This is a genomic window from Salinarimonas sp. (assembly GCF_046292825.1).
Taxonomy (GTDB): Bacteria; Pseudomonadota; Alphaproteobacteria; order Rhizobiales; family Beijerinckiaceae; genus Salinarimonas.
Genome location: NZ_JBKBQG010000002.1, coordinates 1 through 21,686 on the forward strand (window position 1 = coordinate 1; position 21,686 = coordinate 21,686).

At 71.5% G+C, this 21,686-nt stretch carries 19 protein-coding genes; 7 read left to right on the top strand and 12 right to left on the bottom strand.

Features of this window, described 5'->3' with window-relative positions; genetic code table 11:
- Positions 1 to 390: 390 nt before the first annotated feature.
- The 6 genes from ACK4UM_RS01780 to lptF form a co-directional block, all read right to left on the bottom strand.
- Complete coding sequence (locus ACK4UM_RS01780; RefSeq protein WP_409794756.1) at positions 391 to 2,019, bottom strand: AMP-binding protein; 1,629 nt, start codon at positions 2,017 to 2,019, stop codon at positions 391 to 393.
- A 75-nt stretch (positions 2,020 to 2,094) separates the two neighbouring features.
- Positions 2,095 to 2,952 (bottom strand): 16S rRNA (adenine(1518)-N(6)/adenine(1519)-N(6))-dimethyltransferase RsmA, encoded by an 858-nt coding sequence (rsmA, locus tag ACK4UM_RS01785; protein ID WP_409794758.1) that lies wholly within the window; start codon positions 2,950 to 2,952, stop codon positions 2,095 to 2,097.
- On the bottom strand, positions 2,949 to 3,980 hold the full coding sequence (gene pdxA, locus ACK4UM_RS01790) for a 4-hydroxythreonine-4-phosphate dehydrogenase PdxA (protein ID WP_409794760.1): 1,032 nt from the start codon (positions 3,978 to 3,980) through the stop codon (positions 2,949 to 2,951). The genes rsmA and pdxA overlap by 4 nt, the downstream gene beginning before the upstream one ends.
- Entirely contained in the window at positions 3,977 to 6,373 is a 2,397-nt protein-coding gene (locus ACK4UM_RS01795; RefSeq protein WP_409794762.1) for an LPS-assembly protein LptD, read from the bottom strand. Before ACK4UM_RS01795 ends, pdxA begins: the two co-directional genes overlap by 4 nt.
- 41 nt (positions 6,374 to 6,414) lie before the next feature.
- Complete coding sequence (lptG, locus tag ACK4UM_RS01800; RefSeq protein WP_409794764.1) at positions 6,415 to 7,503, bottom strand: LPS export ABC transporter permease LptG; 1,089 nt, start codon at positions 7,501 to 7,503, stop codon at positions 6,415 to 6,417.
- A gap of 5 nt (positions 7,504 to 7,508) precedes the next feature.
- Positions 7,509 to 8,663, bottom strand: a complete 1,155-nt coding sequence (lptF, locus tag ACK4UM_RS01805; RefSeq protein WP_409794766.1) for an LPS export ABC transporter permease LptF — start codon at positions 8,661 to 8,663, stop codon at positions 7,509 to 7,511.
- Between the two features lie 195 nt (positions 8,664 to 8,858).
- Between lptF and ACK4UM_RS01810 the strand changes: the two genes are divergently transcribed.
- Entirely contained in the window at positions 8,859 to 9,140 is a 282-nt protein-coding gene (locus tag ACK4UM_RS01810; RefSeq protein WP_409794768.1) for a hypothetical protein, read from the top strand.
- Positions 9,141 to 9,143: 3 nt separating this feature from the next.
- Here the strand turns inward: ACK4UM_RS01810 and ACK4UM_RS01815 are convergent, their stop codons facing one another.
- The 3 genes from ACK4UM_RS01815 to ACK4UM_RS01825 form a co-directional block, all read right to left on the bottom strand.
- Entirely contained in the window at positions 9,144 to 10,601 is a 1,458-nt protein-coding gene (locus ACK4UM_RS01815) for a methyl-accepting chemotaxis protein (RefSeq protein ID WP_409794770.1), read from the bottom strand.
- A 33-nt stretch (positions 10,602 to 10,634) separates the two neighbouring features.
- Positions 10,635 to 10,949, bottom strand: a complete 315-nt coding sequence (locus ACK4UM_RS01820; RefSeq protein ID WP_409794772.1) for a hypothetical protein — start codon at positions 10,947 to 10,949, stop codon at positions 10,635 to 10,637.
- Between the two features lie 107 nt (positions 10,950 to 11,056).
- Positions 11,057 to 12,976 carry a propionyl-CoA synthetase gene (locus tag ACK4UM_RS01825; protein ID WP_409794774.1) on the bottom strand — a complete coding sequence of 640 codons (1,920 nt, stop codon included), beginning with the start codon at positions 12,974 to 12,976 and terminating at the stop codon, positions 11,057 to 11,059.
- Positions 12,977 to 13,176: 200 nt separating this feature from the next.
- On the opposite strand from ACK4UM_RS01825, the gene ACK4UM_RS01830 reads away from it, so the two are divergent.
- The 4 genes from ACK4UM_RS01830 (at position 13,177) to ACK4UM_RS01845 (ending at position 15,394) form a co-directional block, all read left to right on the top strand.
- Positions 13,177 to 14,259, top strand: coding sequence for a glycerophosphodiester phosphodiesterase family protein (locus tag ACK4UM_RS01830; protein ID WP_409794777.1), 1,083 nt, complete (start codon positions 13,177 to 13,179; stop codon positions 14,257 to 14,259).
- Positions 14,260 to 14,541: 282 nt separating this feature from the next.
- Positions 14,542 to 14,751 (top strand): cold-shock protein, encoded by a 210-nt coding sequence (locus tag ACK4UM_RS01835; RefSeq protein WP_409794779.1) that lies wholly within the window; start codon positions 14,542 to 14,544, stop codon positions 14,749 to 14,751.
- A 107-nt stretch (positions 14,752 to 14,858) separates the two neighbouring features.
- Positions 14,859 to 15,047 carry a hypothetical protein gene (locus tag ACK4UM_RS01840; RefSeq protein WP_409794781.1) on the top strand — a complete coding sequence of 63 codons (189 nt, stop codon included), beginning with the start codon at positions 14,859 to 14,861 and terminating at the stop codon, positions 15,045 to 15,047.
- The gene (locus tag ACK4UM_RS01845; protein WP_409794782.1) at positions 15,044 to 15,394 is read left to right on the top strand and encodes a DUF6481 family protein; all 351 of its coding nucleotides are present in this window, start codon (positions 15,044 to 15,046) and stop codon (positions 15,392 to 15,394) included. Before ACK4UM_RS01840 ends, ACK4UM_RS01845 begins: the two co-directional genes overlap by 4 nt.
- A gap of 299 nt (positions 15,395 to 15,693) precedes the next feature.
- Here the strand turns inward: ACK4UM_RS01845 and ACK4UM_RS01850 are convergent, their stop codons facing one another.
- Positions 15,694 to 17,250 carry an alpha/beta fold hydrolase gene (locus ACK4UM_RS01850; RefSeq protein ID WP_409794784.1) on the bottom strand — a complete coding sequence of 519 codons (1,557 nt, stop codon included), beginning with the start codon at positions 17,248 to 17,250 and terminating at the stop codon, positions 15,694 to 15,696.
- 95 nt (positions 17,251 to 17,345) lie between these two features.
- Positions 17,346 to 17,660: a hypothetical protein gene (locus ACK4UM_RS01855; RefSeq protein WP_409794786.1), complete on the bottom strand. Its 315-nt coding sequence runs from the start codon at positions 17,658 to 17,660 to the stop codon at positions 17,346 to 17,348.
- 352 nt (positions 17,661 to 18,012) lie between these two features.
- Between ACK4UM_RS01855 and ACK4UM_RS01860 the strand changes: the two genes are divergently transcribed.
- Complete coding sequence (locus ACK4UM_RS01860; protein WP_409794788.1) at positions 18,013 to 18,846, top strand: SDR family NAD(P)-dependent oxidoreductase; 834 nt, start codon at positions 18,013 to 18,015, stop codon at positions 18,844 to 18,846.
- 7 nt (positions 18,847 to 18,853) lie between these two features.
- Here ACK4UM_RS01860 and xseA read toward each other — a convergent pair whose 3' ends face one another.
- A complete protein-coding gene (gene xseA, locus ACK4UM_RS01865) occupies positions 18,854 to 20,455 on the bottom strand; it encodes an exodeoxyribonuclease VII large subunit (RefSeq protein ID WP_409794791.1) in 1,602 nt (533 codons plus the stop codon).
- Positions 20,456 to 20,826: 371 nt separating this feature from the next.
- On the opposite strand from xseA, the gene ACK4UM_RS01870 reads away from it, so the two are divergent.
- Positions 20,827 to 21,549, top strand: a complete 723-nt coding sequence (locus ACK4UM_RS01870; RefSeq protein ID WP_409794794.1) for an ABC transporter ATP-binding protein — start codon at positions 20,827 to 20,829, stop codon at positions 21,547 to 21,549.
- The last annotated feature ends 137 nt before the right edge of the window (positions 21,550 to 21,686 follow it).

Consider the following 21,686-nt stretch of genomic DNA (forward strand, 5'->3'; position numbering starts at 1 on the left):
CCCGAGGCGGCTCTATATAACCGGCTGAGCGCGGCGTGCAACCCCATTCGCGCGCCCATTCCTCTCCTCCGGAGAGGGATTCGCGCCCCCTCCCTCCCCGGAGGGGAGGGTGGCCCCTGGCGCGGAGCGACAGGGGTCGGGTGGGGCCCGGGTGGAGATCATGCTTCGAACCACGGACCCCACCCGACCTCGTTCGGCTGCGCCTCCGAGGCCACCCTCCCCTACGGGGAGGGATTCGCGCCCCTCCCTCCCCGGAGGGGAGGGTGGCCCCTGGAGCGGAGCGACAGGGGTCGGGTGGGGCCCGGGTGGTGAGCTTGCTTCGAACCGCAGGCCCCACCCGACCTCGTTCGGCTGCGCCTCCGAGGCCACCCTCCCCTACGGGGAGGGATGTCACCCCTCCGCGCGCAGCAGTCTCCGAATCACCTTGCCCGTCGTCGTGAGCGGCAGGCTGTCTCGGAAGGCGATCTCGCGGGGATATTCGTGGGCGGAGAGGCGGGTGCGGACGAAGGCCTGGATGTCGGCGGCGAGCGCGTCGGAGGGCGCCACGCCCGCGCGGGGCACGACGAAGGCCTTGACGATCTCGGTGCGCACCGGGTCCGGCTTGCCGATCACGGCAGCGAGCGAGACGGCGGGGTGGCGCAAGAGGCAATCCTCGATCTCGGTAGGGCCGATGCGATAGCCGGCGGACGTGATCACGTCGTCGTCGCGCCCGACGAAGCGGACGTAGCCGTCCGCGTCGGCGATGCCCTGGTCGCCCGTCGTCATCCAATCGCCGACGAATTTGGCCGCCGTCGCCTCGGGGCGGTTCCAATAGGAGAGGAACATCACCGGATCGGGCCGCATCACCGCGATCTGTCCGGCCTCGCCCGGCGCGCAGACGGAGCCGTCCTCACGGATGATCGCGACGCGATGGCCCGGCACGGGCTTGCCGATCGCGCCCGGCCGCACCACGCCGATCGCCGCGCAGGCGGAGAGGACGAGGTTGCACTCGGTCTGGCCGTAGAACTCGTTGATCGTCAGCCCCAGGGCCTCGCGCCCCCAGGCGAGCGTCTCCTCGCCGAGCGCCTCGCCACCGGAGCCGACGGTGCGCAGCCGCAGATCGTGGCGGCCGACGGGGCTCGCGCTCGCGCGCAGCATCCGCAGCGCGGTCGGCGGGATGAAGGCGTTGCGGATCGCGAAGTCCGCCATCAGCCGATAGGCCTCGTCCGGATCGAACTTCTCGAACTTGCGCGCCACCACCGCGACGCCGTGATGGAGCCCCGGCAGGAGCACGTTGAGGAGCCCGCCGGCCCAGGCCCAGTCCGCCGGCGTCCAGAGCCGGTCGCCGGGAGCGGGCAGGAATTCGTGATGCATCGCGACGCCGGGCAGGTGGCCGAGGAGCACGCGATGGGCGTGCAGCGCGCCCTTGGGCATGCCGGTCGTACCCGAGGTGTAGATCATCATCGCCGGATCGTCGGCGAGCGTGTCGACCGGCGCGAAATCGGGCCGCCCGGAGGCGAGCGCCGCCTCCCACGCGATCACCTCCGGCCCCGGCCCGCTCGCCGCGCCGTCGAGGCAGATCACGGTCTCGAGCGCGGGCAGATCGGCGAAGGTGCCGTCGAGCTTCGCCAGCCCCGAGCCCGTCGTGACGAGGACGCGCGCGCCCGCGTCCTGCAGCCGGTAGGTCAGCGCGTCGACGCCGAACAGCATCGCGAGCGGCAGCGCGATCGCGCCGAGCTTGTAGATCGCCACATGCGCGATCGCCACCGCGGCCGATTGCGGCATGAGGATCGCGACCCGGTCGCCGCGCCCCACGCCGCGGGCGGCGAGCGCGCTCGCGAGGCGGTTCGAGGCCTCGCGCAGCATCGCGTAATCGACGACGCTCGTCGCGCCGTCCGGATGCGCCTCGATGATCGCCGGCCGCCGCGGATCGACCGCCGCCCAGCGGTCGCAGACGTCGACGCCGATATTGTAACGCTCCGGAATCGCCCAGCGGAAGGTCGCGGTGAGCGTGTCGTAGTCGCGGGCCTCGCCCAGCATGGCGGCTCTCTTCGGATGGTGGCCGAGTGGGATCCGGGATGTAGCAGAGCCGCGCTCGCGGCGCGAATCCACCGCTCAGCCGGCCCGCCGCAGCTCCGCGAGCGCGGTCGCGAGCGCCACGAAGCCCGCGACCGGGATCTCCTCCGCCCGCATCGTCTCGGAGAGCCCCGCGCGGGAGAGGAGCGTGAGCGGGTCGACGGAGAGGCCCTTGAGGCTCTGGCGCAGCATCTTGCGGCGCTGCCCGAAGGCGGCGCCGGTGACCGCCTCGAGCAAAGCCACGTCGCAGGGCGCGGGCTCCGGCCGCGGATCGAGCCGCACCACGCTCGAGACGACCTTCGGCGGCGGCACGAAGGCCGAGGGCGCGACGTCGAACAGGATGCGCGCGCGCGTGCGCCAGCCGCACAAGACGCCGAGCCTCCCGTAATTCGCCCGGTCCCCCTCGTCCGCGACGATGCGCTCGGCGACTTCGCGCTGGAACATCAGGGTCAGGCTCTCCCACCAGGGCGGCCAGACGCGCGCGCCGACCCAGCCGACGAGGAGCTGCGCGCCGACATTGTAGGGCAGGTTCGCGACGATCCGCGCGGGCCCCTCCGGCAGGTGGGGGCGCGGATCGAAGGCGAGCGCGTCGGCCTCCACCACCTCGAGGCGCCCCGGATAGGCCTGCGCGATCTCGGCCAGCGCCGGCAGGCAGCGCGCGTCGCGCTCGATCGCGACGACCTTGCGCGCGCCGCCCGCGAGGAGCGCGCGGGTGAGGCCGCCGGGACCGGGACCGATCTCGACGACGCTCGCGCCCTCGAGCGGACCGGAGGCGCGGGCGATCCGGCTCGTCAGGTTGAGGTCGAACAGGAAATTCTGGCCGAGCGTCTTCTTCGGCGCGAGCCCGTGGCGCGCGACCACCTCGCGCAGCGGGGGAAGCGCGTCGATCGCGCTCATCGCTCCGCCGCGCCGCCCTCGGTGCCGGCGAGCCTTTCGGCGAGCCGCAGCGCCGCGATCAGGCTGTCGGGCCGCGCGAGCCTGCGCCCGGCGATGTCGAAGGCGGTGCCGTGGTCGGGCGAGGTGCGCACGAAGGGCAGGCCGAGCGTCACGTTCACCGCCTCGTCGAAGGCGATGGTCTTGATCGGGACGAGCGCCTGGTCGTGATACATCGCGAGCGCCACGTCGTAGCCCGCCCGCGCGCGCGCATGGAACATCGTGTCGGCCGGATAGGGCCCCCGCGCGTCGATTCCCTCGGCGCGCAGGGTGGCGATGGCGGGGGCGATCGTCTCGATCTCCTCGCGCCCCATCGCCCCGCTCTCGCCCGCATGGGGGTTGAGCCCGGCAAGCGCGAGCCGCGGCGCGGAGAGGCCGAAGCGGCGCGCGAGATCGCGCGCGACGATCCGCGCCGTCTCGACGATGGTCCCTTGCGTGAGCGCGGCGGGGACGTCCGCGAGCGGGATGTGCACCGTCACCGGCACCACCGCGAGCCCCTCCGACCACAGCATCATGACGGAGCGCGGCGGCGCCTCGCCGGGTGCGACGGCGAGGGTCGCGAGATATTCCGTGTGGCCCGGATGGCGAAAGCCCGCCTCGTAGAGCACGGCCTTGGCGATCGGGTTCGTCACCACCGCCCCGGCGCGACCGGAGCGGGCGAGCGCGACCGCGCGATCGATCGATTCGAGGATGGCCGGCGCGTTGGCGGGATCGGGCCGGCCCGGTTCGGCGCCGACGCGCGCCGCGAGCGGCAGGACGGGCAGCGCCCCGTCGAACAAGGCGGGCGCCTCGCCGATGTCGGAGATCGCGGCGATCGGCGCGTCGGCGCCCCCGAGGCGTTCGGCGAGGCGTGCGAGATGGTCGGGATCGCCGATCAGGGCGAAGGGCGGTACGCCCGCCTGCCTGCGCGCGGCATAAGCGGCGAGCGCGAGTTCGGGGCCGATCCCGGCGGGATCGCCCAGGGTCAGGGCGAGCGGCGCGCGGGCCATCATCGGCTCGCGACGTCCGAATCGAGCGATTGCTGCAGCCCGATCTCGCCGAGGCTCACGAGTTCGAGCCGGAACATCACGGTGCGGTTGTAGCGATCCTTGCCGGTCGCGCCGCGGATCGGCGCGGCCGTCATCGACACGGTAAAGGTGGTGCACTCGTCGGCATAGCCGGCGCCCACGGACAGGCTGGAAATGCGCGGATTGCCGGTGCCGGTCGGGGCGCCGTCGCGGAAGCGGGCGAGATCGAGCGCGATCGAACCGTCGAGGAACCAGTTCTCCGTCAGGTCGATGCGACCGGTCGCGCTCAACCCCTCGCGGGCCCGGTCGAAGCCGAGCTGCGGCTGGCGGGCGAAGTGCGCGTAGGCGAGCGTCGCGCGCGCCGCGCCGATCCGCGCCGTCGCGTTCGCCTCGATGCGGGTGAAATCGAGCGTGTCGCGGTCCAGACGCGCCCGCGCGCCGACCTGCAGCCCGCGCCAGGGCTGGACCGTGATGCCGCCCACGTAATCGGAGAGGCGCTTGTCGAGGCCGCTGCCGGCGCCGGCATCGACGAGCCCGGTCTCGCGGTAGGAATTGCGCCCGGCGAGGTGCGCCGACTGGCCGACTATGGCGTGGACGAACACGCCGTTGTCGCCGTTGAACGTGTACTGGAGCGCGTAATTCGCCCGCACCCCGCCTTCCGCACGGTCGAAGCCGGCGAACTTGTCCCAGGCGAAGAGCGACGAGGTGTCGAAGGCCACGCTCTGCGCGTCCTCGTTCGGGAAGCGGCCGACGAGCGTCTCGTTCGGGCGCGCCACGATCTGCACCATGGGCTCGATCACGTGCGTGCCGCCGAGCCCGCTCGCGGCGAGCGGGAAGCGGTAGTCGAGCCCGACCGCCGGCATCACGCGAGCCGCCGTGTCGTCCCGTCCGGAGACGAAGGCCCGCGCGTCCGCGTTCTGGAAGCCCGTCAGGTTCGGCGAGAACCAGAAGCCGTCGAGCCGGGCATAGGCGAACGGCGTCCACGCCTGGCCCAGACCGTCGATGAAGCGGCGGCGCCAGGAGAGTTCGGCCGAGGCGCGCGCGTAATTGCCCGCGAGCCCGAGCGCCGCGCGTCTGCCGTCCGGCAGATCGAGGAATTGCGCCCGCTCGCGGCTGAGGCTCGTCACGTTCGCCCGCAGCCCGATCTCGCCGCCGAGGAAATCGGGGCCGGTGAAGCGCCGGTCGTAGTCGATCACCGGGTGGACGATCGGCTGGCTCTTCTGGACTTCGTTGCTCGTCAGCACCTTGAAATAATAGCCGCGCGCCTCGAAGAACGAGCGCTCGCCGCGGCCCTGCAGGAAGACGGTCGAGATCGCCTCGCTCAGGCCGGCGCCGCCATAGCCGTAATCCTCGAGGAAGTGCCTGTCGGAGAGGAACGTCGCGTTCCAGCCGAAGCTCCAGCGCGGATTGATCGAGAAGCGCCCGGCCGTGCGGATCATGCCGCGGGCGCCGCCGGCGGCGCCGGCCCGTTGCGGCCGGTTGAACGCCGACGAATCCTGCTCGAAGATGCCGGCCGCGCGGATCGAATAGGATCCCGTCATCAGCCGGTGGCGCCATTCGACATCGCCGAGGAAGCCCTGCCGCGACAGATAGGCGGGGCGGAAGGTGAGATCGTAGTTCGGCGCGAGATTCCAGAAGAAGGGGATCTGCGTGCCGAAGCCGAGCTTCTCCGAGAAGACGAAGGTCGGGGCGAGAAAGCCCGTCTTGCGCCGCACCGTCGGGTCCGGCGACCAGAAATAGGGCACGTTCGCGATCGGGACGCCGAGGAATTCGAGCGAGGCGTTCTCGTAATAGATCGTCTGCTCTTCGCGGTCGTGGATGATCCGCGCCGCCTTCACCTGCCAGAGCGGCGGCCGCAGCGGGTTTTCCGCGCAAGGCTCGCAGGTCGTGTAGGTGCCGCGCTGAAAGACGGTGATGTCGCCCTCGATGCGCTCGGCGCGCGGGGCGGTGAAGCGCCCCGTCGCCGGCCGCGAGCCGGTCAGCACCTCCTGCTCGACGCGCAGCGAATCGATGAAGCCGGTCCGGAAATCGTCGGTGAGCTCGATCACGGAGCCGGTGACGACCGCGCCGTCGGGATCGAGGAGGCGGGCATTGCCCTCCGCCCGCACCCGGCCGGTGCGCTGGTCGTAGACGACGCGGTCGGCCTGCAGCGTGCGGCCGTCGTAATTGATCTCGACATTGCCGACGGCGGACACGGTCTGCGCGACGTTGTCGTAGACGAGCTCGTCCGCCTCCACGAGCATGCGCGCGTCCGGATCGGCGGCGGCGATCGCCGGCTGCGCGTGCGCGCTCGGCGGCCCCGACAGGGCGGCCGTCATGGCGCCGATCGCCGTCGCCATCGACAACGCCAAAGCGATGCGCGCTACGCTCGTCCTCACACGTCCCACTCCGGCCTTCTGCCGATTCGCCCCGCTGGCCATCAGCCGTCTTCCTGATGGAGCAAGGCGAGCACTCCGAGCAAGCTCCCGACGACGGCCGGGAGCCATGCGGCGACGGTTGTCCCCACGAGACCCGAAGCCCCGAGATCTTCCATCACCTCGGTCGCCACATAAAGCAGGAATCCCGCTGCCACGCCACCCAGAACCATCTGGCCGACGCCACCAAACCGGAAGAATCTTAAGGAAACGGAAGCCGCCACGAGAACCATGGCGACGAACAGCAACGGTCGCGCCGTCAGAGCCTCGTATTGCAGGCGGTAGGGCGTCGCGTCGAGCCCCGCGCGCTCGGTCTGGTCGGCGATCGCGCGCAGCTGCCAGAACGGCACCGAGGCCGGCGGGGTGAAGCTCGTGCGCAGCTGCGACGGATCGAGGCTCGAGGGCAGTTCGTAGCGCGCATGCGTCGTCGGCTCGATCTCGGGCCCGAACACCACCGCCTCGTCGAGCGCCCAATAGCCCTCCCGCAATTCCGCCTCCGCCGCCTCGATCCGCTCCTGGAAGCGACCCTCGCGGTCGAAGGTGAAGACCGTCACCCGCGCGATCCGCGTCGAGCCCTCGACGCGCGCCTCCGCCCTCAGGATCGCGGTACCGTCGGGGCTGCGTTGGCGGATCCAGACGATCTCCTCGCTCACCCGGCCGAGCTCGTTCGCGAACAGAGCGGCCTCGCGCACGCTCGCCTCGCGCTTCATCGTCGCAGCGAGCGGATTGTAGGCGAACACCGCGAAGAGACCGATGCCGATCGCGACCGCGACGCCTGGCTGGAGGAATTGCCAGGCCGAGACGCCCGCCGCGCGGGCCACCACGAGCTCGAGCTTGCGCGACAATTGCAGGAGCGCGATCATCGCCCCGAACAGGACGGCGAAGGGCAGAACCTGTTCCGTCACCGTCGGCGTGCGCAGGAGCGAGAGGAACGCGATTTCGCCCGCGCCGACGCCCTCCGTCTCCCCGGCCCCGCGCATCAATTCGACGAAATCGACCGTGTAGACGAGCAGGAACACGGTCGCGAACACGCCGCCGATCGCGCGCAGGAAGCGGGTCGCGAGATAGGTGCCGAAGGTCGCCCCCACGAGCATCGCCGTCAGCCTCCGGCAGCGTCGAGGCGCAGGTGCCCGCCCGACGCGCCCTGCGCGAACGGGCGGCGCTCGCGCCCGCTCCGGCTCGCGGCGAGCACGATCCCGAGCGGCAGCAGGATCGCGAGGATCGGCGCGCCCCAGACGCCGATCAGCCCCCAGGGCGAGCCGACGGCGGCGCTCGAGGCGGCGAAGCCGGCGACGCGCGCGAGCGCCATTCCCCCGACCGCGGCGGCGATGGCGGCCCCCCTCCCCTGTCGCGTCGTCACGGCCTGGCCGAGCGCGGCGAAGGCGATGACGATGCTGCCGAGCGGGTAGAGCCACGCGGTCAGCCGGTCGTGGAGCTCGGCGCGGAACCGCCCGGGCGCCGCCTGAAAGAACGGGTCGGCGGGATCGGGCGCGAAGAGCGCGGCGGTCGATTGCTCGCGCGGCTTGTAGAAGATCGTACCCTGCTCCCCCGCGAAGGCCGCGAGATCCACCGCGTAGCGCTCGAAGGTCACGATCGAGCCGTCCGCGCGCCCCGGCACCAGCCGGTGCACCGAGCCGCGCTCGAGCAGGAGGAAGCTCTGCTCGCCGACATCCGCCGCGATCCCGCGTTCGGCGATGTAGACGAGGATGCGCTCGGGGTCGCGCCGGTCCTGCAGGAAGACGCCGAGGAGCGCGTCCCCCGAGCGCTCGCGGAAGGAGAAGGTGATCCCGCGGTCGAGATCCGTGAACTGGCCCTCCCGCACGAGATTGGCGACGAAGTCGGCGCGGATCTTCGTGATCATGTGGCGGAGCTCGTTGAAGCTCGCCGGCATCAGCCATAGCGTGTTGATCGCCACCACGACCGCGACCACGCCGCCGAGCGCCAGGAACGGCCGCATCAGCCGCAGCGGCGAGGCGCCGGCGGCGGTGGCGACCACCCATTCCGAATCGCCGTTGAGCTTGTTGAGCGTGTAGACGGCCGCGATGAACAGCGCGACGGGGGCGATCACGGTCACGAGCGCGGGCAGGGTCAACCCCGTCACGGCGAGGAAGACGAGGATCGTCTGCCCCTTGCCGGTGACGAGATCGAGCTCCCGCAGCGCCTGCGTCACCCAGATCACGGCGGTCAGGCCCACGAGCACGGCGAGGAAGGCGCCCGTGGTCGTGCGCAGGATGTAGCGTTCGAGGAGGGTCATGCGGCTGTCTGTGCTCCGGACCCGATGCCTACCCCGCCCCGATGGCGCGAGCAAGGCAGCGCGGGGTCGCGGGGCACGCCGCTCGCGCGTCCGTGATGGGCGGCCGAACGCCGAGCCGGCTATTGAGCGGCGTCAATGCGCGCGGCGGCGGCCGGGCGCATGCTCTCGCGAAATCGCCAAGGAGGAGACGCACGCATGATCACGATCACGGACATCATCGGGCTCAGCGACCTCAGCGAGGAGGAGGTCGCGGCGCTCGCCGAGCACGAGCACGTGCCGGAGGTCTTCGCGGCGACGCTCGGGGCCTATCTCCTGCACGAGGCCCACGGCGCCGAGCGCATCCGCGACATGATCCTCGACGACGTGCGCGGAGCGATCCGCCGCCACGACGTCGAGCACGCGCGGCAATTGATCGGGGCGCTCAGACATTTCATGACCGAGCACCCCGAGGCGGCCTTCAAGCCGAGCGCCGCCTGAGCCTCACGCGGCGCGCACCGAGCCGACGAACGCCTCGACGCGGGCGCGGATGGCGCGCGCCTCCTCGGCGAGCGCGCGCGAGGCGTCGATGATCGAGCCGGCCGACGAGCCCGTCTCGTCGGCGAGCGTGCCGACCTGGTCGACCGCGCCGGACACGGCGCGCGCGCCGGTCGCGGCTTCCTGGACGTTGCGCGAGATCTCGCTCGTCGCCGCGCTCTGCTGCGTGACGGCGGCGGCGATCGTCGCGGCGATGCGGTTCATCTCCTCGATCGTCGAGGAGATCTCCCGGATCGAGCCGACGGAGCCCTCGGTGGCGGCCTGCATCTCGGCGACCTTGGCGGCGATGTCCTCGGTCGCCTTCGCGGTCTGGCTCGCGAGCGTCTTCACCTCGGACGCCACGACAGCGAAGCCCTTGCCGGCTTCGCCCGCGCGGGCGGCCTCGATCGTCGCGTTGAGCGCAAGCAGGTTCGTCTGCTCGGCGATCGAGCGGATGAGATCGACGACCTCGCCGATCGAGCGGGCCGCGCCCGAGAGGTCCTGCACGTGCCGGTCGGTCGCCCGCGCGCCCGCGACCGCGCGGGCCGCGATCTGCGAGGAGGCCTGGGCCGAGCGGCCGATCTCGGAGATCGAGGCGGCGAGCTCCTCGCCGGAGGCCGCGACGTGCTGGATGTTGGCCGCCGTCGCCTCCGAGCGGCCCATCGCGTTCGAGACGCTGTCGCGGGTGCGCTCGGCGATGGCCGAGAGCCCGTCGGCCTGCGCGCGCATCGTGCGGAACGCGTCCTCCAGGCTCGCGAGCGCCGTGCGGATGCCGCTCTCGAACTCGGCCGCGAGCCGATCGACGGCGGCGGCGCGCTCGGCGACGCGGGCGCTGTCGCGCTCCTGGGCCTCGGCGAGCGTGCGCTCCTTGGCGGCGGCCGCCTCGGCGGCGGCGATCCCGGCGCGCGAGGCCTCGATCATGCGCTCGAGGGTGAGCACCACGGCCACCAGCACGCCGGTCTCGAGCACCACGATCACCGCGTGCAGGAGAACGCGCGCCAGGCTCGCGCCCTCGGGGAAGACCGCGAGCGGGAGGGCGAAGTTGAACGACAGGTGATGCAGCGCGGTCACCGCAGCCCCCGCGATGAGCGTCCGCCAGTCGCAGAAGCCGGCCAGCATCGCGAGCGCGGCGAAATAGTACATGTGCACGTCGATCTGCCACGGATGGCCGGAGAGCTGCCACACGAACAGCGAGATCTGGCCGACGAGGCCGATGGCGATGGCGATGCGGGTCTCGAGCGCGTCCGGACGGGCGAGCGTCAGGAGGATGCCGGGCGCGGCGAGGGCGAGCGCCACGCCGAGCGCGGCGAGAAGCGAGCCGCCGAGCCCGATCGCGATGCCGGCCGAGACCGCCACATGGGCGGCCATCAGCCCCGAAAGGGCCTTGGCGGTGCTGATCCGCAGGGTGGAGACGTCGAGAGACATGGGTTTCCTCGGCTTTCCTCGGGGTTCTCGAGGCTAGGGCATGCGGTCGGGGGTGGTGCAGGGGGCGAGCGCGCGGGGATCGAGGAGGGCGATCGCGCCCGCCTCGCGCACCGCGGCGGCGAAGGAGCGGGCATCCTCCGCAATCGCGATCGCGATGAAGGGGACGTAGCCCGCGCGCACGACCGCGCCGCCCGCCTCGCCGATGCGCGCGAACGCCTCCGCCTGGCTCGTCCAAGGCGCGAACACGATCGCCGCGCCTTCGCGCGGATCGGCGGGCTCGGCGAGGGCGAGGGCGAAGGGGAGCGCGAGGCTCGCGAGCGCGAAGAGGACGAGGAGGAGGCGCGCCATCGGATCTCCGTCGCGGCCGGAATGCGTCCTCCTACGGTACGCGCACGTGAATTGACTTTAGGTAAACGGGCGCCGCACGGTCGGGCGCCCGCAATCCCTCGTCGGCCTCACCCCTGCGCGTAGCCGCGCTTGCGCAGCTCGCCGGCGATCTCGTCGAGGATCGCGGGGTCGTCGATGGTCGCGGGCATCGACCAGGTGTCGCCGTCGGCGATCTTCTTCATGGTGCCGCGCAGGATCTTGCCCGAGCGCGTCTTCGGCAGGCGCCCCACCGTCATCGCGAGCTTGAAGGCCGCGACCGGGCCGATCTTCTCGCGCACGAGGCCGACGAGTTCCTTCTCGATCTCGATCGGCGAGCGGTCGACGCCGGCCTTGAGCACCACGAAGCCGCACGGCACCTCGCCCTTGAGGCTGTCCTTGATGCCGATGACCGCGCATTCCGCGACCGCCGGATGTCCCGCCAGCACCTCCTCCATGCCCCCCGTCGAGAGGCGGTGGCCGGCGACGTTGATGATGTCGTCGGTGCGCCCCATGATGAACAGGTACCCGTCGGCGTCGACGAAGCCCGCGTCGGACGTGTTGTAATAGCCCGGATAGGTCTCGAGATAGCTCGACCGGAAGCGGTCGTCCGCGTGCCAGAGCGTCGGCAGGCAGCCGGGAGGCAGCGGCAGGCGGATCACGATCGAGCCCATCGTGTCGGGCCCGACCTCACGCCCGCCCTCGTCGACGATCCGCACGTCGTAGCCCGGCATCGGCACGGTGGGCGAGCCGTGCTTGACCGGCAGCGCGCCGAGCCCGATCGGGTTCCCGGCGATCGCCCAGCCGGTCTCCGTCTGCCACCAATGATCGATGACGGGGACGCCGAGGATCTCCTCCGCCCATTCCACCGTCGCCGGGTCGGCCCGCTCGCCCGCGAGGAAGAGGGCGCGGAACTTCGACAGGTCGTAGCGGGCGAGATGCTCGGCGCGCGGATCCTCCTTCTTGATCGCGCGCAGGGCCGTCGGCGCCGTGAACAGGGTCGTCGCCCCGTGATCGGCGATCACGCGCCAGAAGGCGCCGGGGTCCGGCGTGCCGACGGGCTTGCCCTCGTAGAGGATCGTCGTGCAACCGGCGATCAGCGGCCCATAGACGATGTAGGAATGGCCCACCACCCAGCCGACGTCGGAGGCGCACCAATAGACCTCGCCGGGCGCCATGCCGTAGAGCGCCTTCATCGACCAGGCGAGCGCCACCATGTAGCCACCGCAATCGCGCACGACGCCCTTCGGCTTGCCCGTCGTGCCCGAGGTGTAGAGCACGTAGAGCGGATCGGTCGCGGCGACGGGCACGCAATCGGCGAGCGCGCCCTCCGCCTTCGCCGCCGCCACCGCCGCGCTCCAGTCGCGATCGCGGCCGGGGACGAGATCGGCCTGCGCCTGGGGACGCTGGAAGACGAGGCAGCCGTCGGGCTTGTGGTCGGAGAGCTCGATCGCGCGGTCGAGGAGCGGCTTGTAGGCGACGACGCGGCCGGGCTCGAGGCCGCAGGAGGCGGAGAGGACGACCTTGGGTCGCGCGTCCTCGATGCGCGTCGCGAGCTCGTTCGCCGCAAAGCCCCCGAACACCACCGAATGCACGGCGCCGATGCGCGCGCAGGCGAGCATCGCGAACACCGCCTGCGGGATCATCGGCATGTAGACGATCACCCGATCGCCCTTCTCGACGCCCATCCCGCGCAGCACGCCCGCGAGCGCGGCCACCTCGTCGCGCATCTGCCGATAGGTATAGGTCGCGACCTCGCCCGTCATCGGACTGTCGTAGATCATCGCCGCCTGGTCGCCGCGGGTCGCGACGTGGCGATCGAGCGCGTTGTGGCAGACGTTGCAGGTGGCGCCGACGAACCAGCGCCCGAAGATCCCCGCCTTCGCGTCGAAGACATGCTCGGGCGGTGTGTACCAGTCGATCGCCTGCGCCGCCTCGCCCCAGAAGGCCTCGGGATCGGCCTTCCAGCCGGCATAGACGTCGCGATAGGAGCTCGTGGTCGAGGCGGCCATGGGTCTCGTTCCTCCACTCGTTCTTCGTCGTCGTCGCGGCTTCGGGGGCGTCCGCGCTCTCTCGCGCTTACCCCTTTTCGCGCACGCTTGTCCTTGAGACTTTCGGCGTTCGACCTTACGAGAAGACGGGGCGCCGGTGGAGGATTGGAGGAATACCGATCCCCGCGCGAGGCCGAGGAAGCGAGGGGAGGAAGGGCGGCATGCGCGCGAAGACGGGAAATGCGGCGATCGGCCTCCTCTTCGGCCTGCTCTTCGGCCTCCTCGCGACCTCACCCGCGCGGGCCGCGCAGAGCGCCCCCGAACCCGGCCCCGAAGCCGCCCCCGCCCCGGAGGCCGCCGCGAGCGAGCCCGCCCCGCCCGCCTTCGATCTGCGCGGCTATCGCGGCGCGCGCGGCCTCGCCCCGGAGAACACCCTCGCAGGCATCGACCAGGCGCTCGCGGTTGGCGTGACGACGCTCGCGCTCGACATCGTCGCCACCGCCGACGACGTGCTCGTCGCCTATGCCGAGCCCCTGCTCGTGCCCGAGATCACCCGCGATCCGAGCGGCGCCTATATCGAGGAGCGGCTGCCGGTGCGCGGCTTGACGCTGGAGGAGCTGCAACGCTTCGATGTCGGCCGTATCCGGCCGGGCACCGAATATGCCCGCGCCTATGCCGAGCAGATCACCCGCGATCGCGCCCGCATCCCCACCCTCCAGGCCGCCTTCGATCGGGTCGCCGAGCTCGAGGCCCATCACGTGCGCTTCGCGCTCGACATGCGCATCCGGCCCGACCGACCCGATCTCGCCCCCGAGCCGAAGGATCTCGCCGCCCTCGTCGCCGCCCTCGTGCGCGAGAACGGGCTCGAGCAGCGGGTCGTCGTGGAGAGCTACGATTGGCGCCTCCTCGACGCGCTCGCCGAGATCGCCCCCGAGATCGCCCGCGGCTGCCGAACGGCCGAGATCGCCTTCGACACGCTGCGTGCCGGCGAGCCGGGGCCCTCCGCCTGGCTCAACGGCCGCGACATCGACGATTTCGGCGGCTCGGCCGCCCGCGCGGCGGCGGATGCGGGCTGCGTCGTCTGGGCGCCGGACCATCGCGATCTCGATCTAGAGGCCCTCGAAGAGGCCCGCGCGCACGGCCTGAAAGTGGTGCCCGGCCTCGTCAACGAGACCGCCGAGATGCGCCGGATGCTGGCGCTCGGCGTCGACGGCCTGACGACGGACTTCCCCAACCGCCTGCGCGCCCTCCTCGTCGAGCGCGGTCTGCCCGCCCCGCCCCAGGTCCGCATCCCGACCCGCTGAGCCGCGCCCGGCTCCTGGCGGAGGCGACGGCGGCCGAGCGTGTCACGGACCCCGTGCTGTGGCGGCAGCAAACGAGAAATCGGAAAGAAAATCTCGTTTCGCCTTGCAATTTCGCGAGGGAGCGCGTACGTTGAATGACGATCTTTTGGCCGGACAATCGGGCCGTGTCGCGCAGGTTTCAGCCGCGCGGGCGTTCAGAATCTACCGAAACATCGATGGAAGCGAAAGGACGCGCAGCGAGCGCGGCCGCCTATTCGCGCAAACTGAAGACTGGACTACCAAATGACGAACGGCACCGTGAAATTCTACAACGACCAAAAGGGCTTCGGCTTCATCCAGCCCGACGACGGCTCCAAGGACGTCTTCGTGCACGCCACCGCGCTGGAGCGCGCCGGCATGCGTGGGCTCGTCGAAGGCCAGAAGGTCGCCTTCGACACGGCGGAAGACCGCCGCACCGGCAAGATCGCCGTGAGCAACATCCGGGCCGCCTGAGGCCCGGTTTCGTCGACGGACGCGACCCTGGAAGCCACCCGGTCGAACGGGTGGCTTCACGCATTTTCGCTGGCGCTCGCCGCCGGCTACGACCAGAGGACGACGGAATGCATCGCTTCAAGATCGGACAGAGGGTAAGGCTCGTCCGCGGCCCCGTTCCGGACGGACGTTTCGGAGGTGCCGACACCTACGAGATCGTTCGCCTGATGCCGGCCGACCAGACCGGCGAGGTCGCCTATCGCGTCAAGTCCGGCGCGGCCGAGCTCGCCGTGCGCGAGAGCGAGATTCGCCAATGACGGGGTTCCGCGAGAAGAGCTTCACCGATCGCCGGACCGACGCCGCGAGCGCCCGCAAGGCCATGCTCGAGCGCGCCAAGGCCACCGCGAGCGACCCCGCCGCGGCCGAGCGCCGCGCCGAGCGCGAGGCCGCTGCACGGGCGCGCGACGCCCGCCTCGCCGAGCGCGATGCGCTGCGCGCCGCCGAGGCCGAGCGTGCCGAGGCCGAGCGCACCGCGCGGGAAGCGGCCGAGCGCGACCGCGCCGCCGCCGAGGAGGTCGACGCGGCCCGCCGCGAGGCCGATCTCGCCGCCCAGCAGAAGGCGGCCCGCGACGCCCGCTACGCCGCCCGCAAGGCTCGCAAGTAGGGATCGCGGTGCGCGCGCCCCCCGCGCGCACGTCTCCGCATCTCGCCCGGCGTGCCCTTCAGAGTTTGAAAATCTGCCGCTGACTCCTCCGAGCCGTCATTCCGGGGCGCGATAGCCAAGCCCGAAACCTAGATCCACGACGTCGGTTCGAGCGCGCATGCGCGCTCGTTGCGCAGCTTCAGACACACTCACGCGTCGATGGACGCAGCCTATAGGCTGCTCATCCAACGTCGGGAGTCTGGGTTCCGGGCTTGGCTATCGCGCCCCGGAATGACGGGCGGGGAAGGGTTCACGAGCTCTCACTCGAAGAATGGGCGCATGCGCTCGAGGCAGGCGGTGTCGACGGGCATATTCGGGTTCTCGATGAAGTTCGCGGTCAGGACGCGGGCGCACATGAGGGTGCCGAAGAGGTCGTGCGCCTGGCCGCGGAAGGAGACGAGCTGCGCGCGCGGCAGCGTGCGGGCGATCTCGTGCGCGCCTTGCGTGGGGGTGAGCGGATCGGCGTCGCCCGTCAGGATCAGGACGGGAATGTCGCTCGCGACCGGTTCGCCGAAGGCGTCGGGCGCGGTGCCGACGTCCCAGATCGGGCACAAAGCCGCGTAGAGCCCATCGGGCTCGCCTCCCGGAAAATAGAGGTCGTGCGCGGCCGTGACCCGCGCCTCCGCCTCCGCGCTCTCGAAGGGCACGTCCTCGCGGCAGCGCACCGAGAGGTGCATGCCGATCGCGATCCCCTCGACGATGCCCTCGTGCGCGGTCTGGAAGATCGCGGCCGTCTCCTCGTCGGTGATGCCGAGGCGCCCGCGCGCGACCTCGGCGAGTTCGAACAGGAAGCGGGGCACCGCACGCGCCGACGGGCCGAAGGACATGTGCTGGTAGAGTGCGGTGACGACGTCGTCGAAGAAGACGTCCTTGCGCACCACCTCCCCGGACGTGGGCTCGCGGAAGGTCAGCACCATCGGCTCCTCGCCGAGATGCTCGGCGAGCCGGCGCATGGCCGCTTCGAGATCGCCGTAGCGCGCGGCGCAGGCGGGATCGGCGGCGCAGTCTCGGTAGAGCGCCTCGAACAGAGCGGGCCGCGCGGCGGTGCGGCGGGCCTCGCGATCGGGCACGTTGGACAGGGGCGAATCGAGGACGACCGCGCGGATGCCGTCGGGGTCGACGCGCATGGCGTCGAGGGCGAGCCGGGCGCCGTAGGAGGTGCCGAGGAGGTTCCAGCGCGGGATGCCGAGCGCGGTGCGGATCGCGTGCAGGTCGCGCGCGGCGGCACGGGTGTCGAACGCGTCGAGCGCGACGCCGTCCGCGACGAGGCGGGCGCGGCAGGCGGCGAAGCGGGCGGCGAGCGGGTCGGCCTCCGCGAGCGTCGGATCGTTGAAGCGGTTGTCGTCGAGCTCGGTCGCGGCGATCTCGGGACAGGCGAGGCTCGGCTTCGAACGCCCCGTGCCGCGCTGGTCGACGAGCAGGACCGCGCGATTGCGCCTCAATTCCAGCGCCGGGCCGAAGAGCGGGATCAGGTCCGAGCCCGCCTGGCCGGGCCCGCCGGCGAGGACGACGATCGGGTTCGGATCGCTGCTGCGGGTCGGGTTCTCGAGGACGACGACGTGCACGCCGACGCGCGGCGCGTCTGCGGGCAGCCGCCCCTGCGCGTCGAGCGCGTCCCACGACATCGGCAGCCAGGCGACGAGGCAGGCGACGGAATCGTCGGGCGGCGCGCCGATCGTGCAGGGCACGGGTTCGATCGCCACGACGGAGGGGTCGAGCGGGGCGAGCGCCGCGGCCGGGCCCGCGAGGCCGACGGCGAGGGCGAGCGCGCCGAGCGCCGGAAGGCCGATTGTGGTCGCGTCTCGCGGTCGGATCATGGGCTTCCCCCTCTTGGCGCATCGTCGGCGCGCAGGATGGGCGACGCGATCTTAACGGAACGAAACCGCGCCGGCTTTTTCGCCCGCTCCTTGTGTCAGGAGCCCGGTTCCGCCGCGGCGAGCCGCGCGATGTCGTCGATCAGGCCGCGGATGCCGACGGCGCAGGGATCGTCGTTGTCGGATTCCGTGAAGAGATGTTCGAGGAGCCAGGATCTGAGGAGATGGGCCTTGAGGCATAGCTCGCGGATATTTCTGGCCGGATAGCGCGCGATCTCTACGGAAAGCTCTTCGATATAGGACGCGACATCGTCGTGCTGCTCGAGCGGGACGTTCGCCCGCTCGATCGATGCCCACATGGCCCGTGCTTCGAGGAATTGCTCGCGGAGCTCATCCAAGCGCGACCCAGACATGGACACTCCGCTCCGGCATAATCGCCGCACACGCGGCGGATGGGCAGCCTCTCGTTAGGGGATATCAAAGTCCGCTCAGTATTGTAAAGATCCCGCTTCGCTTTATCGTAAAGACCGGCGCCGCCGGGCGGGATAGGAATACAAGTTGTCCCGTGCCGCACGAACGAATGTTGGCCGGTCGACACAACGGGAGCCGCGAACAGGCTCGCCGCGGGCGGTAATCGATTACTCCATTCCCCGAATGGTATAATGTCTCGAAAACAACATAGTAATCGTGCGTTTTGCGGCCGGCCGCTCGACGACCGCCTCGGCGAGGATCGCGCGCGCGGGCTCCTGTGGCATAATGGCGGGCATGACGATTCTCTCGCAGGCAACGACCCTCGTCGCCGGCGCCTCGCGGGGCGTCGGGCGCGGCATCGCGCTCGGCCTCGGCGAGGCGGGGGCGCGCGTCGTCGTCACCGGCCGCTCGAGCGAGGCGGGGCCGCGCACCGACGGCCGGCAGGAGAGCGTGGAGGACGCCGCGCGCGCGGTCCACGCGATCGGCGGGGCGGGCTATCCTTATATCTGCGACCATCGCCGGGAGCGCGAGGTGGACGGGCTCGTCTCCTGGATGCTGCGCCGCTTCGGCGGCATCGAGCTCGCCATCTGCAGCGTCTGGCCGGGCAACGAGGGCTTCGACGGCGAGACCTATGCGGACGGCTCGACCTGGGGCACGCCGTTCTGGCGACGGCCCGCCGCCCATGTCGAGGCCTCGTTGACGGGCGGGCTCGTGCCGGCGCTCTTCCTCGCGCGGGCGGTGGCGCCGGCGATGGTGGCGGCGCGGCGCGGGCTGATCGTGCTCGTGTCCTTCGACACGGCCTCCTATCTCGGCGACATCGCCTACGATCTCGCCAAGGACGCCCTCAACCGCCTCGCCTTCGCCGCCGCGGAGGAATTGGCGCCGCACGGGGTGGGCGTCGTCGCGCTCTCGCCGGGCCATGTCGCGACCGAGCGCGTGGTCGAGGCGGGCCATTCCGAGCACGCGACCGAGACGCCGCTCTTCGTCGGCCGCGCGGTCGCCGCCCTCGCCGCCGATCCCGATCCGCTGCGCCACACCGGCCAGGTGGTCGCCACCGCCGACCTCGCGCGGCTCTACGGCTTCACGGACGTGGACGGGCGGGTTCCGGAGCGGTTCCGAATAGGGTGAGGCCGCTTCAATCGAACAACGTCCCCTGCCGCGTCGCCCCTTGCGCGGGCGCCGGGGGGCGCTCGCGGCGGGGGCGGGCGGGAGGCGGCGCCGTGCGGGAGCCGTCGTCCCCCTCCCCGTCCGCATGGGCGGCGACGCGGCCGTCGGCGAGCTCGATCTCGAGCGCGGCCCCTGGCGCGATGCGGGCGGCCGAGCGCACGGGCCGGCCGTCGGCATCGCGCACGAGGGCATAGCCGCGGGCGAGGACGGAGCGGTGGCCGAGGCTCTCGACGAGCTGCCAGGCGCGCTCGAGGCGCTCGCGCTTGGTCGCGAGGATGCGCGTGGCGCACGGCGCGAGCCGCTCCTCGGCCGCCTCCACACGATCGCGCCCGGTGGCGATCCGCTGGACGATGCGCCCGCGCCCGCCCTCGAGCCGATCGGCGAGGGCGGCGAGGCGGTCGCGGCGGCGCTCGAGCCCGGCGACGAGGGCCTGGCGCGGCCGCTCGGCGATCGCGGACAGGCGCGCCTTGGCGCCCGCGAGGCTAGCATGGGGCGAGCGGCGCTGGAGACGGCGATCGAGGGCGGACAGACGCTGGTCGTGCGCCCGCAGATTCGTCCGCGCCGCCGGCGCGAGCCGCGCCTCCACGAGATCGAGCCGCTGGCGCTGGCGCTCGAACAGGGCCTCGGGCCGCGGCAGCGCGCGCTCGGCCGAGCGCAATTCGGCGCGCAGGCGCTCGACGAGCCGGCGGATCGCCTCGCCGTGGCGGCGCGCGAGATCGCCGGTCGCCGCCAGGAGATCGGCGCGCACCGGCACCACCATCTCGGCGGCGCCCGTCGGGGTCGGCGCGCGCCGGTCGGCGACGAGGTCGATGAGCGTCCAATCGGTCTCGTGGCCCACCGCCGAGACGACCGGGATCTCGCTCTGCGCCACCGCGCGGACCAGATCCTCGTCGTTGAAGCCCCATAGATCCTCGATCGAGCCGCCCCCGCGCGCGACGATGATCACGTCCGGCCGCGGGATGCGACCGCCGGGGGGGAGCGCGTTGAAGCCGCGCAGGCCCGCCGCCACCTCCTGCGCGCAGGTCTCGCCCTGCACGCGCGCGGGCCAGACGAGGACGTGGCGGGGGAAGCGGTCCTCCAGCCGGTGCAGGATGTCGCGGATGACGGCGCCCGTCGGCGAGGTGATCACGCCGACGACGGCCGGCAGGAAGGGCAGCGCCCGCTTGCGCTCGGCGGCGAAGAGGCCCTCCGCGGCGAGCTTGCGCTTGCGCTCCTCGAGAAGCGCCATCAGCGCGCCGACACCGGCCGGCGCGAGCGATTCGACGACGATCTGGTAGGAGGACTTGCCGGGGAAGGTGGTGATTCGCCCGGTCGCGATCACCTCGAGCCCCTCCTGCGGCTTCGTCTTCAGCCGCGCGTAGGTGCCCTTCCAGACGACCGCGTCGATCTTGGCGCCCTCGTCCTTGATCGAGAAATAGCAATGGCCCGACGAGTGCTGGCCGCGAAAGCCCGAGATCTCGCCGCGCAGGCGCACGAAGCCGAAGGCGTCCTCGATCGTGCGCTTGAGCGCGCCCGAGAGCTCGGAGACGGTCCATTCGGCGGCGTTGGAGGTGGGGACGGGCTCGGCCATGGCGGGGACATTGGACGAGGCGGCTGCGCAGGTAAAGAGCGCGGCGGAGCGACGGCGAGACCCTACGAACGAAAAGGGCCGTCCCAGAGGGACGGCGAGACCCTGCAAAAGAAAAGGGCCGTCCCAGAGGGACGGCCCGCCTCGGCAGGTATCGCGCGCGACCCCGATGAACCGGGGGGCTGGGGGGCTGACGTGTCCGGAAAACCGAAGCCGTGCGCCACCGAGGCATGGTTGCTTTTCGCAGCCTATCGGGGCCGGCATTTGGCCCAATCCAGGCGAAAGTGTGATTTCGGAGAAAAACACGCCGATTTCGGTAGCCGCTTGATCCATGTCATCGCAGCGCGCCCATAAACCGGTGTTTCTTTCGATTCATGACTGGCGATGTCGCTCCCCCGATCGTCTTCAGAACCCGCGCGCTCGCGAAGGTCTACACCTCCGGCGAGGTCGCGGTGCACGCTCTGCGTGGTGTCGATTTCGAGGCCCGCGCGGGCGAGTTCATCGTGCTGCTCGGGCCGTCCGGCTCGGGCAAGTCGACCTTCCTCAACATCATCGGCGGGCTCGACCGGCCCTCCTCCGGCGAGGCCTGGTTCCAGGACCGGGACCTCTCCCATGCCGACGACCGCACGCTCACCCGCTACCGGCGCGACCATGTCGGCTTCGTCTTCCAGTTCTACAATCTCGTGCCGAGCCTGACCGCGCGCGAGAACGTGCGCCTCGTCACCGAGATCGCCAAGCGCCCGATGCGGGCGGAAGAGGCGCTCGACATCGTGGGGCTCGGCGCGCGCATGGACCATTTCCCCGCCCAGCTCTCCGGCGGCGAGCAGCAGCGCGTCGCCATCGCCCGCGCCATCGCCAAGCGTCCCGAGGTGCTCTTGTGCGACGAGCCGACGGGCGCGCTCGATTCGGCGACCGGCATCCGCGTTCTCGAGGCGCTGATCCGCGTCAACGAGGCCTTCGGCGCGACCACTCTGGTCATCACCCACAACGCCGCCATCGCCGAGACCGCCCACCGCGTCATCCGCTTCGCCGACGGCCGCATCGTCGCGAGCGAGACGAACCCGACGCGCCGCCAGCCGGCCGAGATCGAGTGGTGAGCGCGATGGGGGTTTCTCACGGGAAAGCAGACTCTCCGGCCTGTCATCCCGGACGCCGAAGGCGATCCGGGACCCATACACTCGACGCCTCGGTCGCAGCCTGCAGGCTGCGTTTCTCCGACGAGCGACGACGCTGC

Excerpts from the sequence above, each read along its gene's own strand:
- ACK4UM_RS01840 (WP_409794781.1), top strand. The coding sequence starts at position 14,859 with ATGCATCGCTTCAAGATCGGACAGAGGGTAAGGCTCGTCCGCGGCCCC.
- rsmA (WP_409794758.1), bottom strand. The coding sequence starts at position 2,952 with ATGAGCGCGATCGACGCGCTTCCCCCGCTGCGCGAGGTGGTCGCGCGC.
- ACK4UM_RS01845 (WP_409794782.1), top strand. The coding sequence starts at position 15,044 with ATGACGGGGTTCCGCGAGAAGAGCTTCACCGATCGCCGGACCGACGCC.
- ACK4UM_RS01830 (WP_409794777.1), top strand. The coding sequence starts at position 13,177 with ATGCGCGCGAAGACGGGAAATGCGGCGATCGGCCTCCTCTTCGGCCTG.
- lptF (WP_409794766.1), bottom strand. The coding sequence starts at position 8,663 with ATGACCCTCCTCGAACGCTACATCCTGCGCACGACCACGGGCGCCTTC.
- ACK4UM_RS01820 (WP_409794772.1), bottom strand. The coding sequence starts at position 10,949 with ATGGCGCGCCTCCTCCTCGTCCTCTTCGCGCTCGCGAGCCTCGCGCTC.
- ACK4UM_RS01810 (WP_409794768.1), top strand. The coding sequence starts at position 8,859 with ATGATCACGATCACGGACATCATCGGGCTCAGCGACCTCAGCGAGGAG.
- ACK4UM_RS01825 (WP_409794774.1), bottom strand. The coding sequence starts at position 12,976 with ATGGCCGCCTCGACCACGAGCTCCTATCGCGACGTCTATGCCGGCTGG.
- lptG (WP_409794764.1), bottom strand. The coding sequence starts at position 7,503 with ATGCTCGTGGGGGCGACCTTCGGCACCTATCTCGCGACCCGCTTCCTG.
- ACK4UM_RS01835 (WP_409794779.1), top strand. The coding sequence starts at position 14,542 with ATGACGAACGGCACCGTGAAATTCTACAACGACCAAAAGGGCTTCGGC.
- ACK4UM_RS01870 (WP_409794794.1), top strand. The coding sequence starts at position 20,827 with ATGACTGGCGATGTCGCTCCCCCGATCGTCTTCAGAACCCGCGCGCTC.
- ACK4UM_RS01815 (WP_409794770.1), bottom strand. The coding sequence starts at position 10,601 with ATGTCTCTCGACGTCTCCACCCTGCGGATCAGCACCGCCAAGGCCCTT.
- xseA (WP_409794791.1), bottom strand. The coding sequence starts at position 20,455 with ATGGCCGAGCCCGTCCCCACCTCCAACGCCGCCGAATGGACCGTCTCC.
- ACK4UM_RS01780 (WP_409794756.1), bottom strand. The coding sequence starts at position 2,019 with ATGCTGGGCGAGGCCCGCGACTACGACACGCTCACCGCGACCTTCCGC.
- ACK4UM_RS01860 (WP_409794788.1), top strand. The coding sequence starts at position 18,013 with ATGACGATTCTCTCGCAGGCAACGACCCTCGTCGCCGGCGCCTCGCGG.
- ACK4UM_RS01850 (WP_409794784.1), bottom strand. The coding sequence starts at position 17,250 with ATGATCCGACCGCGAGACGCGACCACAATCGGCCTTCCGGCGCTCGGC.
- pdxA (WP_409794760.1), bottom strand. The coding sequence starts at position 3,980 with ATGATGGCCCGCGCGCCGCTCGCCCTGACCCTGGGCGATCCCGCCGGG.
- ACK4UM_RS01855 (WP_409794786.1), bottom strand. The coding sequence starts at position 17,660 with ATGTCTGGGTCGCGCTTGGATGAGCTCCGCGAGCAATTCCTCGAAGCA.